This is a genomic window from Streptomyces sp. NBC_00154, assembly GCF_026342835.1.
Lineage (GTDB): Bacteria > Actinomycetota > Actinomycetes > Streptomycetales > Streptomycetaceae > Streptomyces.
In genome coordinates, this window is the sequence record NZ_JAPEMI010000002.1 from 1,273,202 (window position 1) to 1,286,335 (window position 13,134).

The 13,134-nt window shown below is 67.8% G+C and carries 14 protein-coding genes and 4 pseudogenes; 11 read left to right on the forward strand and 7 right to left on the reverse strand.

Translation table 11 applies throughout. The annotated features are described in order from the left end of the window. Positions 1-278 precede the first annotated feature (278 nt). The 7 genes and pseudogenes from OHA03_RS42355 (at position 279) to OHA03_RS42385 (ending at position 4,522) form a co-directional block, all read left to right on the forward strand. On the forward strand, positions 279-974 hold the full coding sequence (locus tag OHA03_RS42355) for a hypothetical protein (protein WP_267009255.1): 696 nt from the start codon (positions 279-281) through the stop codon (positions 972-974). Beyond that, positions 926-1,771 carry a hypothetical protein gene (locus tag OHA03_RS42360; protein WP_267009256.1) on the forward strand — a complete coding sequence of 282 codons (846 nt, stop codon included), beginning with the start codon at positions 926-928 and terminating at the stop codon, positions 1,769-1,771. Before OHA03_RS42355 ends, OHA03_RS42360 begins: the two co-directional genes overlap by 49 nt. Next, positions 1,768-2,421, forward strand: a complete 654-nt coding sequence (locus OHA03_RS42365; RefSeq protein WP_267009257.1) for a Fic family protein — start codon at positions 1,768-1,770, stop codon at positions 2,419-2,421. The genes OHA03_RS42360 and OHA03_RS42365 overlap by 4 nt, the downstream gene beginning before the upstream one ends. A gap of 47 nt (positions 2,422-2,468) precedes the next feature. Further along, positions 2,469-2,884, forward strand: a pseudogene (locus OHA03_RS42370) (DUF5958 family protein). A 31-nt stretch (positions 2,885-2,915) separates the two neighbouring features. Next, a complete protein-coding gene (locus tag OHA03_RS42375; RefSeq protein WP_267009258.1) occupies positions 2,916-3,293 on the forward strand; it encodes a hypothetical protein in 378 nt (125 codons plus the stop codon). A gap of 93 nt (positions 3,294-3,386) precedes the next feature. Continuing rightward, a complete protein-coding gene (locus OHA03_RS42380) occupies positions 3,387-4,142 on the forward strand; it encodes a hypothetical protein (RefSeq protein WP_267009259.1) in 756 nt (251 codons plus the stop codon). After that, positions 4,139-4,522, forward strand: a complete 384-nt coding sequence (locus OHA03_RS42385; RefSeq protein WP_267009260.1) for a GntR family transcriptional regulator — start codon at positions 4,139-4,141, stop codon at positions 4,520-4,522. The genes OHA03_RS42380 and OHA03_RS42385 overlap by 4 nt, the downstream gene beginning before the upstream one ends. A gap of 213 nt (positions 4,523-4,735) precedes the next feature. Here the strand turns inward: OHA03_RS42385 and OHA03_RS42390 are convergent, their stop codons facing one another. Then, complete coding sequence (locus OHA03_RS42390) at positions 4,736-4,924, reverse strand: hypothetical protein (protein ID WP_267009261.1); 189 nt, start codon at positions 4,922-4,924, stop codon at positions 4,736-4,738. Between the two features lie 41 nt (positions 4,925-4,965). Between OHA03_RS42390 and OHA03_RS42395 the strand changes: the two are divergent. Beyond that, positions 4,966-5,430, forward strand: a pseudogene (locus tag OHA03_RS42395) (hypothetical protein); the annotation flags it as partial. A 192-nt stretch (positions 5,431-5,622) separates the two neighbouring features. Here OHA03_RS42395 and OHA03_RS42400 read toward each other — a convergent pair. Then, positions 5,623-6,171 (reverse strand): DUF1062 domain-containing protein, encoded by a 549-nt coding sequence (locus OHA03_RS42400; RefSeq protein ID WP_267009262.1) that lies wholly within the window; start codon positions 6,169-6,171, stop codon positions 5,623-5,625. 281 nt (positions 6,172-6,452) lie between these two features. Between OHA03_RS42400 and OHA03_RS42405 the strand changes: the two genes are divergently transcribed. Beyond that, on the forward strand, positions 6,453-6,995 hold the full coding sequence (locus OHA03_RS42405) for a GNAT family N-acetyltransferase (RefSeq protein ID WP_267009263.1): 543 nt from the start codon (positions 6,453-6,455) through the stop codon (positions 6,993-6,995). A gap of 366 nt (positions 6,996-7,361) precedes the next feature. Here the strand turns inward: OHA03_RS42405 and OHA03_RS42410 are convergent, their stop codons facing one another. From OHA03_RS42410 to OHA03_RS42425, 4 genes and pseudogenes are all read right to left on the reverse strand, one after another. Then, on the reverse strand, positions 7,362-8,054 hold the full coding sequence (locus OHA03_RS42410) for an arylamine N-acetyltransferase (RefSeq protein WP_267009662.1): 693 nt from the start codon (positions 8,052-8,054) through the stop codon (positions 7,362-7,364). Next, complete coding sequence (locus tag OHA03_RS42415; protein ID WP_267009700.1) at positions 7,979-8,215, reverse strand: hypothetical protein; 237 nt, start codon at positions 8,213-8,215, stop codon at positions 7,979-7,981. The genes OHA03_RS42410 and OHA03_RS42415 overlap by 76 nt, the downstream gene beginning before the upstream one ends. A 413-nt stretch (positions 8,216-8,628) precedes the next feature. Then, positions 8,629-9,786 (reverse strand): annotated as a pseudogene (locus tag OHA03_RS42420) (NF041680 family putative transposase); the annotation flags it as partial. A gap of 187 nt (positions 9,787-9,973) precedes the next feature. After that, positions 9,974-10,384 (reverse strand): hypothetical protein, encoded by a 411-nt coding sequence (locus OHA03_RS42425; protein WP_267009264.1) that lies wholly within the window; start codon positions 10,382-10,384, stop codon positions 9,974-9,976. 122 nt (positions 10,385-10,506) lie between these two features. Between OHA03_RS42425 and OHA03_RS42430 the strand changes: the two are divergent. Both OHA03_RS42430 and OHA03_RS42435 read left to right on the forward strand, forming a co-directional pair. After that, positions 10,507-10,914, forward strand: a pseudogene (locus OHA03_RS42430) (VWA domain-containing protein); the annotation flags it as partial. A 258-nt stretch (positions 10,915-11,172) separates the two neighbouring features. After that, positions 11,173-11,625 (forward strand): hypothetical protein, encoded by a 453-nt coding sequence (locus tag OHA03_RS42435; RefSeq protein WP_267009266.1) that lies wholly within the window; start codon positions 11,173-11,175, stop codon positions 11,623-11,625. Between the two features lie 184 nt (positions 11,626-11,809). Here OHA03_RS42435 and OHA03_RS42440 read toward each other — a convergent pair whose 3' ends face one another. Beyond that, positions 11,810-13,096 (reverse strand): nucleotidyl transferase AbiEii/AbiGii toxin family protein, encoded by a 1,287-nt coding sequence (locus OHA03_RS42440; RefSeq protein ID WP_267009267.1) that lies wholly within the window; start codon positions 13,094-13,096, stop codon positions 11,810-11,812. Positions 13,097-13,134: the final 38 nt, after the last annotated feature.

Genomic DNA, 13,134 nt, shown 5'->3' on the forward strand with positions numbered 1-13,134 from the left:
CCACATCCCGCCGCAACAGTGGTGCTCGTCTGACGGTCCGCCAGCTTCTACGTCACCTTTGCCAGCGCACCCACCCGCCCGTCTACCTCCGCAGTCACAACGCATACGGCGCCGCCGGATTCCACACGGTCAACCCCGTTCTCCGAGGGCTCGGCCGCGAACGCCGGGCGGCAGCCGCACCCTCCGTCTCGGTCAGCCGCGCCCAGGGAGCCCGCTGTAACCACCTGCGGCTGCGGCTTCCCGCCGCACCATCCCTCCGCAACGAAGGAGTTGCAGTGATGACCACAATCGGCACGACCCTCCGACCCCGCGCACGCGCCGCCATCACGCTCGCCGCGGCGGCCGCGCTCGTCGGCCTCCTCCCCACCTCCTCCCAGGCGAACGTCAACAGGTACACCGTCCAGCCGAACTCCCCAAAGCCGGCGGCGTGCAACAACTCCGGCACCATCCCGGCCGGCACCTGGATGCAGAACAAGGTCTGCGGCTACTGGGTCGGCACCGCCATGGCCGGCTCGTCCTTCGACGTCCACCAGACCGCCGTCAGCAACTACCACTACGGGCGTAGCTGGGGCGGCAACAACATCTGTGGCTGGATCCCGCCCGGCGCCCTCGGTTCCAGCCCGACCGCGTCCGTCGCGGAGTCGTGCAGCGACGCGACCAAGGACAACATCTCGCACCGCCGGACGATCGGATACAACTTCAACGCAGCCGCGCACGCGGCCACGGACGGCACCGCAATCACGGTCAACCCGGCCTGCACGGCGTACTACAACTACTACACGACCAGCGCATACAGCGACGGTTCACTGCGCGACGTGGCGGGCAATCCGGGTTCCACCGTGATGTATCGCTTCACGACGAACGGGTCCAACCCCGCGATCGTCGTCCGCGACAGCGCGATCGGCTGGATCTTCCTGAGCCGCTCGTGCGTCACAGACTGGCGCGGCATCACCTTCTACAACGACAACGACTGATACTCCACACTCAACTGCTCTCACAGCTGTTCGCCCTGGTCGAAGATCACTTCGCGATGTCGAGGCGCCGCAGTTCGGTAATGGGTTGGAGTTCGTATGGCTGCGCACGGCACAGTGGCGTGGTGAGCGAACTGTGGGCACGCACCCTGACCTGGGCAGAAGTAGATCCATTGCAGCATCCGTTCGAGTTGGACGAGGATGCGGCGAAGGCCTTGGCCGGTCTTGTCACCCCCTTGCTGCCCAGCCCTGAGGCCATCGAAGAGTACTGGTGGCGCTCGTTGGACCCCCTCACTGAGTTCCTGGTGGACCGGTTCGGCCGGTGGGCCTGCGGCTGGAACTGGTCGGTTGGCGAAGGTGACATTGATGGCGGGGTCGTCGATGCATGGTGCTGTGCCGCCGATACCGTGACGACTGCGGACGCGACCGCCCCGTTGGCCGTCGCGGCCCTGCTGGAGTGGCGTGACTGGATCGAGGATCTGGCGGATCGCTTCTCCTCCTTGGCACCGCCGCAGCCGGCCGGGCCCTCATCCTCTGTGGATCCTTGGCATTGGGAACGGGCGTGCACGCGTCTGGTGACCGTGGTGGCGGACCGGACGCGGGCCGAGAGCGGCTGGTACGCGCACTGCAAGCAGGTCCTCGGGTGGTTCTTGGCTTACAACGGAATCGACGAAGAACGAGCCCGGGAGATCGTGGAGAGCGCGGTCGGTGGCCGGTTCGGCAGCTGGATCGCACCGGAAACGGTCGTTGTCGACACCGTGAGTTCACGGTTCGCCCGGACCGTGGACGGAGCCCGATGACGTCCGGGCCCAGCTACCGGCAGGACTCCCTCACCGACTGGCTGCGTATCCGCACACAGATCTCCTGGCCGTACCGGAACAGCACGTACCCCTATGCGCAATCACCGGCGTACGACGGTTTCCGGGACTTCTTCGCCATACGCGGCAGCCGCGACGCCGAGGAGACCGAGCGCATCCTGACCGCTCTCGACCCGACACTCGCCGACGCGAAACAGGGCAAGTGGCTGACCTTCGCCCTCATGGCGAGCTGGCAGCGGACAGTCCTGAACCGAGCTTCCGCTGACTTCCGCACGGCGCCGGACTTCGCGAAGGGTGGACGGGAGCGCTACGTCCTGGCACCCGATACCCGGGTGCGGTTCGAGCGCTGCCTGTCCGAGAGCGTTCAGCCCGACCTGTCTCTCCCTTCTCGCGCCGCCCGGACCTACCTCGACGTTCTGTTCTTCCATCCGTTCGAGGACGGCAACGCCCGTGCAGCCATGCTGGTGTTGGCCTTCGTCCTTGCCCGCGAAGCCACCCCACTGGATCAGGTTCACCCGCTGCAAGTCCCCCGATGGGCCGACGACGCCGAGGGCGCTGCCGATCTGGCGGTGCTGCTTGGGATCCTGATCACTGCGGCGGAGCGCCGCCTGCCCGACAGGAGGCAGCCATGACGGAGCGGGACGTCACTCTCAACAAACTCGCCCAGGGGTTGCGGCCGATGTCACGGGGCATCGAGTGGTTCGACGCACTCGATCCGAAAGAGCAAAGCGAAGTGCTCATGTTCCTGCGCCATCACTGCGTCCAGGCCCGCGCCGTCGCCGAAGGCGGACCGGTAAGCATCCGCCGAGCCGGGCTGCGCCCGACGCATCGCCCGCCGTTCTGATCACCCGCGGCCCGATCGACCAGCAACTGGGGAAGATTGCCGCCCTCAACCCTGTCGACGAACGCCGTCAGGCGTTCCGGCTGCTGATCGCGGTACTCGCGGTTGCGGACGAACGGCGCCGCGAGCGCTTCTGCTCGGCGGATGCGGTCACTGGTGGCACAGACTGCTCGTCGCTGACGGGTGATACGAGTCCGAGGTCCGCTGGTGGTTCGCCGCAATCTGACCCGGTATTCACTAATCTCTGCTCTTGATCGTGGGCATGCCGAGACCGACGATTGTTCGTTGATGAAGGTGCTGGTCGAGCTGGGCGAGCCTATTCTGCGCGCCCGCGAGGCTGACTTGAAGTCCTTCGATCTTGCCGAGCCAGCCTTCATTCTCTGCTTCGGTGATGCGGTCGACGAGGTTGTCCCGGATTTCCATGAGGCGGTCGCGCAGGGCGGGGTCGGGGCGAAGGAGGGAACAGCGGACGCAGGCGTGTTCGTGAATGCAGGCGGTGCCGTAGGAACGGGCGCAGGTGGCGTTCGAAGTGGCCGAGGAAGTCTTCCCGTTCGGCTCGGTCTGCTGCCCGAAGTGCGCACTGCCTCCATGAAGATCTCGCCGAGCGGCCACCGGCTGCCCGTGATCCGGAGGGCGCCCGTGCACCTTGTATCAACTGCTTGACACAAGGGGCGGCGGGCGCCATCTTGTACTAGCCACTTGATACAAGCAGCGGCAAGGCACGTTGTATGCACGCCAATTCCGGGGGAGTTCGTCATGCTCGCATTCGACGCAGAGTCGACCGCATCGGCAGCCGACCGATACCTGCGCTGGGCCGGTCTGCTCATCGGGGCCGTCGCCGCCCGGGCGGTCGGGCACGGCTTGGACGCCGGCGAGGACGTCGGAATCCTCTACGCCATCCCGGTCTTCGGGCTGTGCGCGGTTGCCGGAGTGCTGGCGGGGGACGCGCTCACAGCCCGCCCTCGAGGTGATGTCCGCACGGCGGGACTGACCCCGCGCCGGGTGCGCGACTACGTGCCTCCGCGCATGACGTTGCTGCTTCTCGGCCAGGCCGGCGTGCTCGTCGTCCTCTTGGCCGTGGCAGCCGTGTTGGCCTCGCCTGACGACATGGGCCGCGCGGGCCGTATTCTGACCGTCACCTGCCCGGACGGAAGGACCGCCAGCACCGGCCCCTGGCCCGGCCTCTTCTACGGTCTGCCCGTCCTCGCCTCCTTCGCCGTCTCCACGGTCGGCTGTCTGTGGTCCCTGACCAAGATCGCCCGCCGCCCCGGCGACGAGAAAACCCGTCGCGACCGCGCGCTGGCCGTCGTTGCCGCGTGGGGCCTGCTGGTCTCGGCACCTCTTCTTGGTGCCGCCTCCACGGCCTCCGGCGCCCTGATGGATATGACCTGTGACGGCGCGGTCGGCCGGCTCGTCACCTGGGTGCTGTGGCCCACGGCCCTGGCTGCCCTCGTTACCGTGGCGTGGTGCCTGTTCACTGTGATCTCGCCCAAGGCCCGGGTACGCCGGTGAACAGCCCCGCCATCCGCGTCGACACCTCCAGCCCCGTCCCGCCGTACGAACAGATTCGGGCCCAACTCGCCGCCCTGATCACCACGGGTCGCCTCCTGGAGCGCGAACGTCTGCCGACGGTGCGCCAACTGGCGGCCGACCTGGGCCTGGCGGCCGGAACGGTTGCACGGGCCTACCGCGAACTGGAGGCGGCGTCCCTCATCCATACACGCCGGGGCGCGGGGACCCGTGTGGCTCCGCTTCCTTCGCGCGCCCCGGATCCCGACCCCACGAGGCTGACGGAACTCGCTCGACGGTTCGTCACACATGCACGAACGCTAGGCGCGGAGGGGGACGCCGTGATGACCGCGGTACGGGAAGCGCTGGAGGAACTGCCATAGCCCCTCCATCAGCGCCCTGTGTGGGGACCTGCCAGTGGTGGTGGGCCTCTCGGGTGGCGTTGGGGTGCTGGTGGGCGACGCTGTGCTGTGTTGGGTGAGGCAAGCAGATGGGGTGCCGCAGGCGCTCACTTCGCGGTCCGCCCGCCCCAGCGGGGTGTCCGGCGTTTCACGCCCTTGCCGACCTGGCCTCACTGCTGTTCGTGCCTGTTGGTGTCAGCCGCCGCACGTGGTCTTGACAAAGGCTGTCCCGCGCCCGTTGCCGCGCCCGTTGGCCGCGAGGATTGCCGTCAGCGCCTGGTGGACGACAGGGAACGGCTCGATGGCGACGACGCGGCCGGCGGGCCCGACGAGCCGGGAGGCCAGTACCGTGAAGTAGACGGTGTGAGCGCCCGTGTCCACCACCAGGTCGCCGGGGCGAGGCGGGAGCCCATCCGCGCGGTCAGGTGGGGCTCCTGGGGATACTCCGCTCGGACGTCGAGCGCTGGGAGAAGGCAGAGCGGTCCTTGTACGCGGCGCCCAGCGTGAAAACCTGGCGCTCGACCCTGCATCTGATCCTCGAGCACGCCATCGACGGGGGTCTGAACGCGTCCAACCCGACAGCCCGCCGCAGACGGCGCGGAATACGAGCCGGTCGATCCCGTGACCGGGGACCGGGGACCGGGGACCCGAGAAGGTCATCACCGATCCTCTTGGCGCGCCCTTCTGATCGTCGAGCCGTGCCGCACTCCTGGCCGGGCGCGACGAGGAGTTCGGCGCCGTGGTGCTCGTGCCATGGGAAGACCTACGTGTTCCGGGGCCAAGGAGCCGCAACGCACCGGTCACGGCGCGCGAAGCTCGCCGACGTCGCTCGTCGCGCCGACGTAGCCACCGGCACGGTGTCCAGCGTCCTCAACCACCCCAAGCGTCTCCGCGCTGTATGCCCATGTGACCCCGGGTGTGCAGACGCCTTCTGGTTGGCCTCACGGACCGCTGGGAGGCAGCCCTCGTTGCCTGCCGGCGCATGGGCGGCACTCGTCTGTGCGGCGGGACGGTCTGCTGTGAGGCGGGGGCCAGGGCCTGTCCGGCGGGTCCCGCCGAACAGGCCCTGGCCCCGACCGGGCTCAGCGCTTGAGCAGGAAGGTGAAGTCGCCGGAGCGTTTGCCGCTCAGCCGTACGGCCGAGACGAGTGCGCCCTCCGTGATCAGCCTCACGACCTCGGTCCGTGACAGACCAAACCCTTCGGCGATCAGCCGCACCGGCCGGACAGGAATCCGCGCCGCGAAGCGGACCGAGACATCGATCACCTCGTGGTCCAATTGATCCGGTCTGCCCGTGTCGAGACGCCAGGCTCCGTCCCAGTCGAGGGCGATGCGGTTACGGCGCCGCACGACCGGATCCTGCAGCAACTCTGCTGCCAGACCCGGGTCGTTGTCGTGCATCCGCTCCAGCAGATCAGGCCGTACGGAGCGGACGTTCATGCGCTCCAGGACCGTGATCTTCGTGGTGTCCCCACAGTCGGAACAGAGCGCGAGGAGCCAGGCGTCGATGAGCTTGTGGTTGGCGTTGACACGGAACTTGCCGCTTGTCCGGAAGCGTCCGGAAGCGCACGTGTGGCAACGGCGGAGAACGATGGGCAGGCAGGTGGGTGTGACCACCCAGTTGGTGAGCAAAGAAGTACACCGGCTTCAGTGAGAAAGTCCGCAGCAAGAAGGAGCACGGCGCGCAGTGCGCGACGCGCGACGAATCAGCGCTTGGGAGGTCTCACAGGGTGTACAAGGGCTCTTCCTTGCCTCGACGACTTGGTCCGACAGCACGGTAATGACGCGCAACGGGGCCGTGCCACCGGTTTTCGGGCGTCTCGCCCAACGACTGCTGCTGCCGCCACCGCGTCAACTCGGGCCGTCCATATATTCGTTTGCCGTAGGCGAGCCAAGTCGGATAGGAAGCCCGCATGCTAAAGGGCAGCAAGATCGGGCTGAGGGCCCGGCACGAGGACGACATACCCAATCTGCGGTCCGAGCTCTACGACGACGTGGTCAACTCCGCGCGGGCCGAGGCCGGGCCGTGGCGGCCGATCTCACCCGGTTCGAAGGACCCCCGGCTCGTGGTGGACGACACGGCGCAAGGCAGCGTCGCGTTCTCCGTGGTGGAGCTGGAAGGAGGCGCCCTGGCTGGCACCGCGACGCTGTGGGGCATCGACGACCACAACCGGTCCGCCCACATCGGACTCGGGCTGCTGCCGGCGGCACGCGGCAAGGGCTACGGCACGGACGTGGTCGCGACGCTCTGCTACTACGGTTTCGTGGTCCGCGGCCTGCAGCGGCTGCAGATCGAGACACTGGCGGACAACCACGCCATGCTGCGCTCCGCCGAACGCAACGGCTTCATCCGCGAGGGCGTACTGCGCTCCTCGGCGTGGGTGCTGGGCGAGTTCCTGGACGAGGTACTCCTCGGGCTCCTCGTCCAGGACTGGAAACCGAACTCGCAGGGCTGAAGCCCAAGATCGTCATGAGTCTTCCAGCCGGTGTCGGCGGCCCCGCCGTGTCAGGTGGCGATGAGTCCGTCCTGCACGGAGTCGACGGTCTTCCGCGGCGGGTAGAACAGGCCAAGCAGCATGAACGTTCTTCTCCTGTCGGGGTGGCGGTATTCGAACCCATGACCGCTTCGCCCCGAATGAGGTTCGGCGGCTGATCCGGCCAGCGCGGAGAGCGTTTTCCCTGGTCAGTGCGCTGACTCACGGCGCTCTCAAGCGGTCCCGAAGGGGCTATGGGAGCGGGTTCCCTCCCAGATGGCTCCCAGTCCAGATGCGTGATGCTCAGTCGGAGACGGCGAGTTTGTCCCGCTCGTCCCGCACCTGCCGTCAGAGCGTGGTTACACGCTGGCTCGCAGCCTCCCACTCCCGGTGTTCGGCGCGGACGCGGTGCCACAGCCAGGCCCGCGCGGAGGCGTCGACATCGGCCAGGTTCAGATGGAACACATCGGCCAGTGCGTCGTACCACTCGGCGGCCGTGTCGATGATCCGCTCGTGCGTGCCCTCGGCGTCGATCCTGCGCAGCACGCAGCCGCGCAGCATGTCCACGTCCTTGGCGTCGCGGAGCTGGACCTGGAGAACCCTGACGAATCCGGACTCGGGGGAAGAAGACAGCCGGTGGTGCTCCGCGGCGAAGGAGGACTGCTCCACGGGCTCGGGCGCGAAGACCATCGCCGTGAAGGCGCCCCGGGGATCGTGGGTGAACCGCCAGCCGCCGGGAACCACCGCCGACGGGGCCATGGCATAGGTGAACGGCCCCTGGGCGTAAGTGCCTTCGCGCAGCGGCAGCGGCTCGTGCATGCCGCCGGCGAGGCCAGTGTCGACCAGCCACCGCTCGCCGTCGAGCCCCACGGTGAGTGCGAGATGGTCACCGCCTGGGCCCGCGGGGTCCTCGACCTCGTCCTGCACCCCGGCCCGGTGCAGGGGCACGTCGTAGCCGAGGGCCGTCAGCAGCGCGGCGAAGGCCCCGTTGAGGTGGAAGCAGTAGCCGCCGCGCCCGCGCAGGAGATCCGGGCCACGGATTCCTCGGCGCTGATGCCCGTCGGGCGTTCGAGCTGGTTGTCGAGGGTCTCGTACGCGACCCGTTCCACCTGCGCACGGTGCAGCGCCCACAACGCCTCGGCGGTCGGAGCTGTCGGTCGGGCCACCCCCAGCACGGCCAGATACCCGTCGACGTCGATCATGCTCCCCCTCACCCTTCGAACGAATGATCACTATAGGCGGCCAGGGACTCGCACAAACGGTCCTTTGTCCGAGCAAGATCATTCAAAGGCGGGGAGAATCCTCCGGAACCCGGATCAGTTCTCAGAACCCGTTCTCACGTAAAAGCGCAACGGACCCCCTTCTGAGACTTGCATTGTGCGAAAATCCGGGCCCATGACAGGCCCTCAACGCCCTTCCCCAGTCGACCGGTCGGATGCCGACGACGTCGAACAGCACGCGTGTGCGAAGTATGACGCGCAGCCCGGCTCGCCGTGCCGCTCGCGGGGCGGGGCGGTCGCCTCCGTTTACCACACCCGCCGCTTCACGATGGTGCCCCGGCTGAAGAGGGCGCTGCGGGTGCCGACCCCGGCCGACCACGGCCCGGGCCGGCCGTGGCGACGATCAGAATCCAGGTCCAGCGGTCCGCGGCCTCAGGGGTGCGGAGTTTCGGGGTGGTCCAGCCGAGGGTCTGTTTTGCGAACCTGAATGTGTGCTCAAGGTCGAATCTGCGCAGGTAGACCTGCCAGCATCGGTCGACGTCGTCCGGGGTGGCGCCGGTTTTTGAGGACCACAGCCACACCGGTGGCGCGTCCCGGTCCTTCGACAGATGCTCGACCTTCAGCCGGACCAGCGTTCCCTCGACCAAGGGCAGTTCGCCTTCGTGGTCGAGCCAGGCCGCGCGGTGGGTGAGCCGGGGGTGGACCCGGTCCCATGCCCGGGTCTCGGCCTTGCCGTAATTGCTGGTGTCGGTGGCGGTGGTGATCGCGGGTTCGGGCCAGGTCTCCGGCTTGGTGAAGTGGAACTCCGGGCCGTGCTTGGGAAGCCGGCCGTTGACGCCGTGCGTCCGCGGTGGTTTCGGCAGGCGCATCACGCGGTCGGAGCGGACGCGGCCGACCAGATCGACCGGCAGGTCACGCAGGACCCAGGCCAGGCGGGTGACGTCGTAGCCGGCATCGTTGACGATCACGATGGCCGGATCGCCGGGTTTCCACTGGCCCGCGGTGATGAGCCGTTCAACGACTCCCCGGAGCTGGGCGGCAGTGGTCGCGGTCGCGTCGTCGACCGGGCCGAGCCGGACCGCGTCCAGGATCGCTGTCCATGACGTGGCGCCCGGCTCCAGCACGGCGACGAAGGAGTAGGGTCAGCCCGGAATGAACTGCGAGGCGCTCTTCGCGCGGCCGTAGACGTGGCAGAACAGTCGCTCCGCCGAGCACGGCGCGTCCGACCGAAGCCACGGCGACACATCGACGGCAAGGACCAGGCGTCCGCCGTCGAAACGCGGCAGTGGCAGCCCGGCCAGCGCGGTCCGCAACCGTTCGGTGTCGATCCGGCCGTGGTTCAGGCCGCCGTACATCGCTCCGTGCCCACGACGATGCTCGGGCAGCAGCGTCAGGTCCACCGGTGACTTCACCGCACCGTCCGCACACAGCACCGCGTCCACCAGCTCGAGCAACTCATCGCGCCGGGCGGTCAGACACTCGTGGAACTCGCCCCGGAAGCGTGACGCCTCCGCGAACGCTTCCCTCCGCACAGCATCAGGCAGCAGACTCACCCTCACGGCCTTCGTCTTGATCACGTGCACCTTGGTCGGAGCACATGATCAGACGAAGGCCGCCCTCACGTCCGGAGAATCCCCAGGTGAGCGACCCCGTTCGAGACGCCATTCGAGGCCAGATGTCCCACGCCACTCATTCTTGACTGTTTGTCTGCGAAGGTCGTTCGGCTCAGCGGGCCGTGGATCACGAGTAGTACATGGCGTACGCGGCAGACTGCTCAGCCGGCGAGAAGCCGTCGAAGTCCCCCGCTTCGTCGCAGTACAGCAGACGTGCCAATGCCGCTTGGCCCTCCTGCGTCGATTGCGCCGCAAGGTACGCCTTGGTCCATTCCAGCCCGCCACCGCACAGGAGCTGGATGTCGATTGAACGGTCGGCGTCCCAGCTGGCCGTTTTGGCGTTCCAGACCAGGAGGACGTCGTTGGGAACAGCGGCGTGGAACAACTGGACGCAGCAGAGCTTCATCAGAAGTGTGTCGCCGTGCCCCTGACCTTCGCGTTCGAGCCGGGTCTGCTCACCCAGAAGCACCCGTACCTCGTCAAGGCTGCAGCCATCCGGATGCAGGCCATGACGCAGCAGCCACTGGTCTTCGTCCACCGCTCTGTCCCCTGCACCTGTATCGCTCAATCTTCGATGGAACGAACCTACGGGTGATCAAACTTCGATGGCAATCGCTGAAGGTTCGTTGGCACGGGACACCGGTAGATAAAGAACAAGCTAAGAACCTGTTCGCCGTCGGCCAGGACATATCGGTTGACGCGGTGCGGGCGAACCTCGAACCGATTCCGGCTGACAAGTACCGGCTCCTGAAGATCGACAAGGAGGTCGAGATTCGCCCCTTCGTCAACTCGCATCCGGGCGTGACGTACGAACGTGGTTCGTGTTACTACCAGCTGGGCGCCCGGGCTCAGGTTCAGCAGAACAAGGAAGTCATCGTGGTCGAGAAGGACACCGACCGCGCCTATACGGGCGACGCGGCTCGCAGCCTATTGTTCGGTACGGATGTCCAGGGGACCGTCTCCGTGAAGGCGGGGAACAACCCCAAGTTGGAGGTGTACGTGCAGAGTCGTTCGGTGAATAGGAAGCTCAAGCCGGAGACGCGTCTGCTCATCATGCTGTCAACTTGACCCGGTCCTAAGGACCGGGCTTGGAGGTAGAGCCCGACTGGCTGCTGGGTTGTCTCCTCCGTCCAGACCGCCTACGGGGTGGCTGGGACGCGTGACTCACGCCCCGCAGTCCACACGGTCTCGCCCTTGCGGTCGATGTTGTGGGACGCGTCGGGCCGTTCGCCGACGTGTCGGACCGCCGAGGAGTGACCCCGGAGGTAGTGGCCGCTGGTTGATCACCGAGCACCCATCCGTAAAGGTGTGCCACACCATTCGAGCGTGAGCACCTTTCGGGCTGTCGTGCCCATCGACCTGCAGCAACTGCCCGGCCTGAACGACATCCAGCCCGTCCATCAGCCCGCTATCCACCGTGGGCAGTCCATCGAGGCGCGGTTCGAGGCGTTCCACGCTCTCAACTCGTGGGCGCTGCGGCACCTGCAGGCACTGACCACGGACTGCGCCGCCAAGGGCTTCACCCGCGTCGGCATCGGGACGCTGTTCGAGCTCCTGCGCTGGCGCTACGGACACGCCGCCCAAGGCGACGCCTTCCGGCTCAACAACAACTTCCGCAGCCGGTACGCGCGGCTCCTGATCGAACGGCACCCCGACGGGCGCCGCTGTTTGAGCCCTGGGCCCTGCGCGCCGCATGAGACCAATCACCTCTTGGAGCAGTCCCGATGGCCATCAAGCTCAAAATCCGCAATCCCACCGGCGTCGTCCCGTGGCCCCTGATCCTCCTCGAAGGAGAGGAAGGCGCCGGAAAGACGTACTCCGCCGTTTCGGAGCAGGGCTCAGACCCGGGTGAGACTGTCGGCCCCTTGACCGCCGGCTCCTTGACGGCCGGTGCTTCAGCTGTCGGCTCTTCGGTCGGGTGACTCGAGACGGAGTCGCCGACGCGCAGTGGATCGGACCGCCGTCATCGCAACTCGTCGAGGGCCTGGCGGCAGGCGTCCGGGTTCCCCCGCCAGTAGCGCCAGGTGCCCCCGTCCGTCAGAACAGCGGCGAGTGCATCCTCCGGGGAGATGCGCTCACGTCCCACGATCTCGCGAACGATCACGGTCGCAGCCGTCAGTCCGTCCCTGCCGCCCTCGCAGAGATGCCCGAGGGCGGACTCAGGGTGGTCGGCGGCCGTTGCGCGGGTGGACTCCACCAGTGGCTGCAGCCACCGGGCCCACCGGCCGTAGCCGTCCTCTCCCGGTCGCTCCGCCGTCTCCAGGAGCGGTCCGAGGGCGCGCGCGAGGCGCCCCCGACAGCTTGCCGCATCCTCGGTGACCCAGGGGTGTTCGGCTGTGAAGTGACGCCAACCGGTCTCCACGTCCAGTTCGTCGAGCCACCAGGCACCGGCCGGCCGCACCCCCTCCGCGCCGCTGAGCACGAAGGCGTCCCGTACCAGTTCGAAGGACGGCGGAGTGTGTTCCGCCAGCAGGACCGCGTCGTACAGGTCCTTGCCCTGCGGATAGGCGTCGGTGACCAACCACAGCAGCTTCCAGGCCAGCGACAGAGCGGGGGAGACGGCCGGCACCCGGCAGCCGGGACCGTCACCCAGCGGCCGGAGCCCGGTGAGTTCGGCCGGGGCCGGCAGGATCTCGTTGAACACCACATCCAGCTGTACGGTGCCACCGGGAATCCCCGACGCAGTCCACGGCAGCAGCATGCGGCGGCCCGGAACCCGGTCGTACGTCCAGATGTTCTCGGTCACCATTGCGGCCGCGTCGATCCGGACGGCGCCGCGCGCGGCTGCCGCGGCATCCCGGGCGATCGTGTCGAACAGACCCGAGGTCCGGGGTCCGTCCATGGCCCAGTCCCGAGGTACGACGAGGAAGTCCAGGTCGCCCGGATCGCGGGCCGCGTCCCCGAACCAGGTCGCCATCAACACGCTGCCGCGCAGCACCAGATGGCGGGCCCAGGGACCCTCCGCGACGGCCGCTAGCACCGTATCGAGCACGGTCCGCCGCGCTCGGTGCCAGGCCCGGCCCGTCGCGGCATCCTCGAAGTCCGGCTCCCCGGCCCGGTAAGCGTTGGCGAACTGTTTCAAGGCAGGTTCGAAGATCGCCGGGTGATGCATGCCGACGGGGGCGGGCAGCAGCGTTGCGGGGAGATCCGCGTGCCGCCGTGTCTCGTCGTCGAGGGGCGCGTGCGGGATGTGCGGGGAGCCGGCCCACAGCCTCGTCCAGGAGGAGGCGTCGTCGGCGGAGGGCGTCATGGTGATGGCTCCCGAGCAGAGGTGCGGCATGGTCCGCC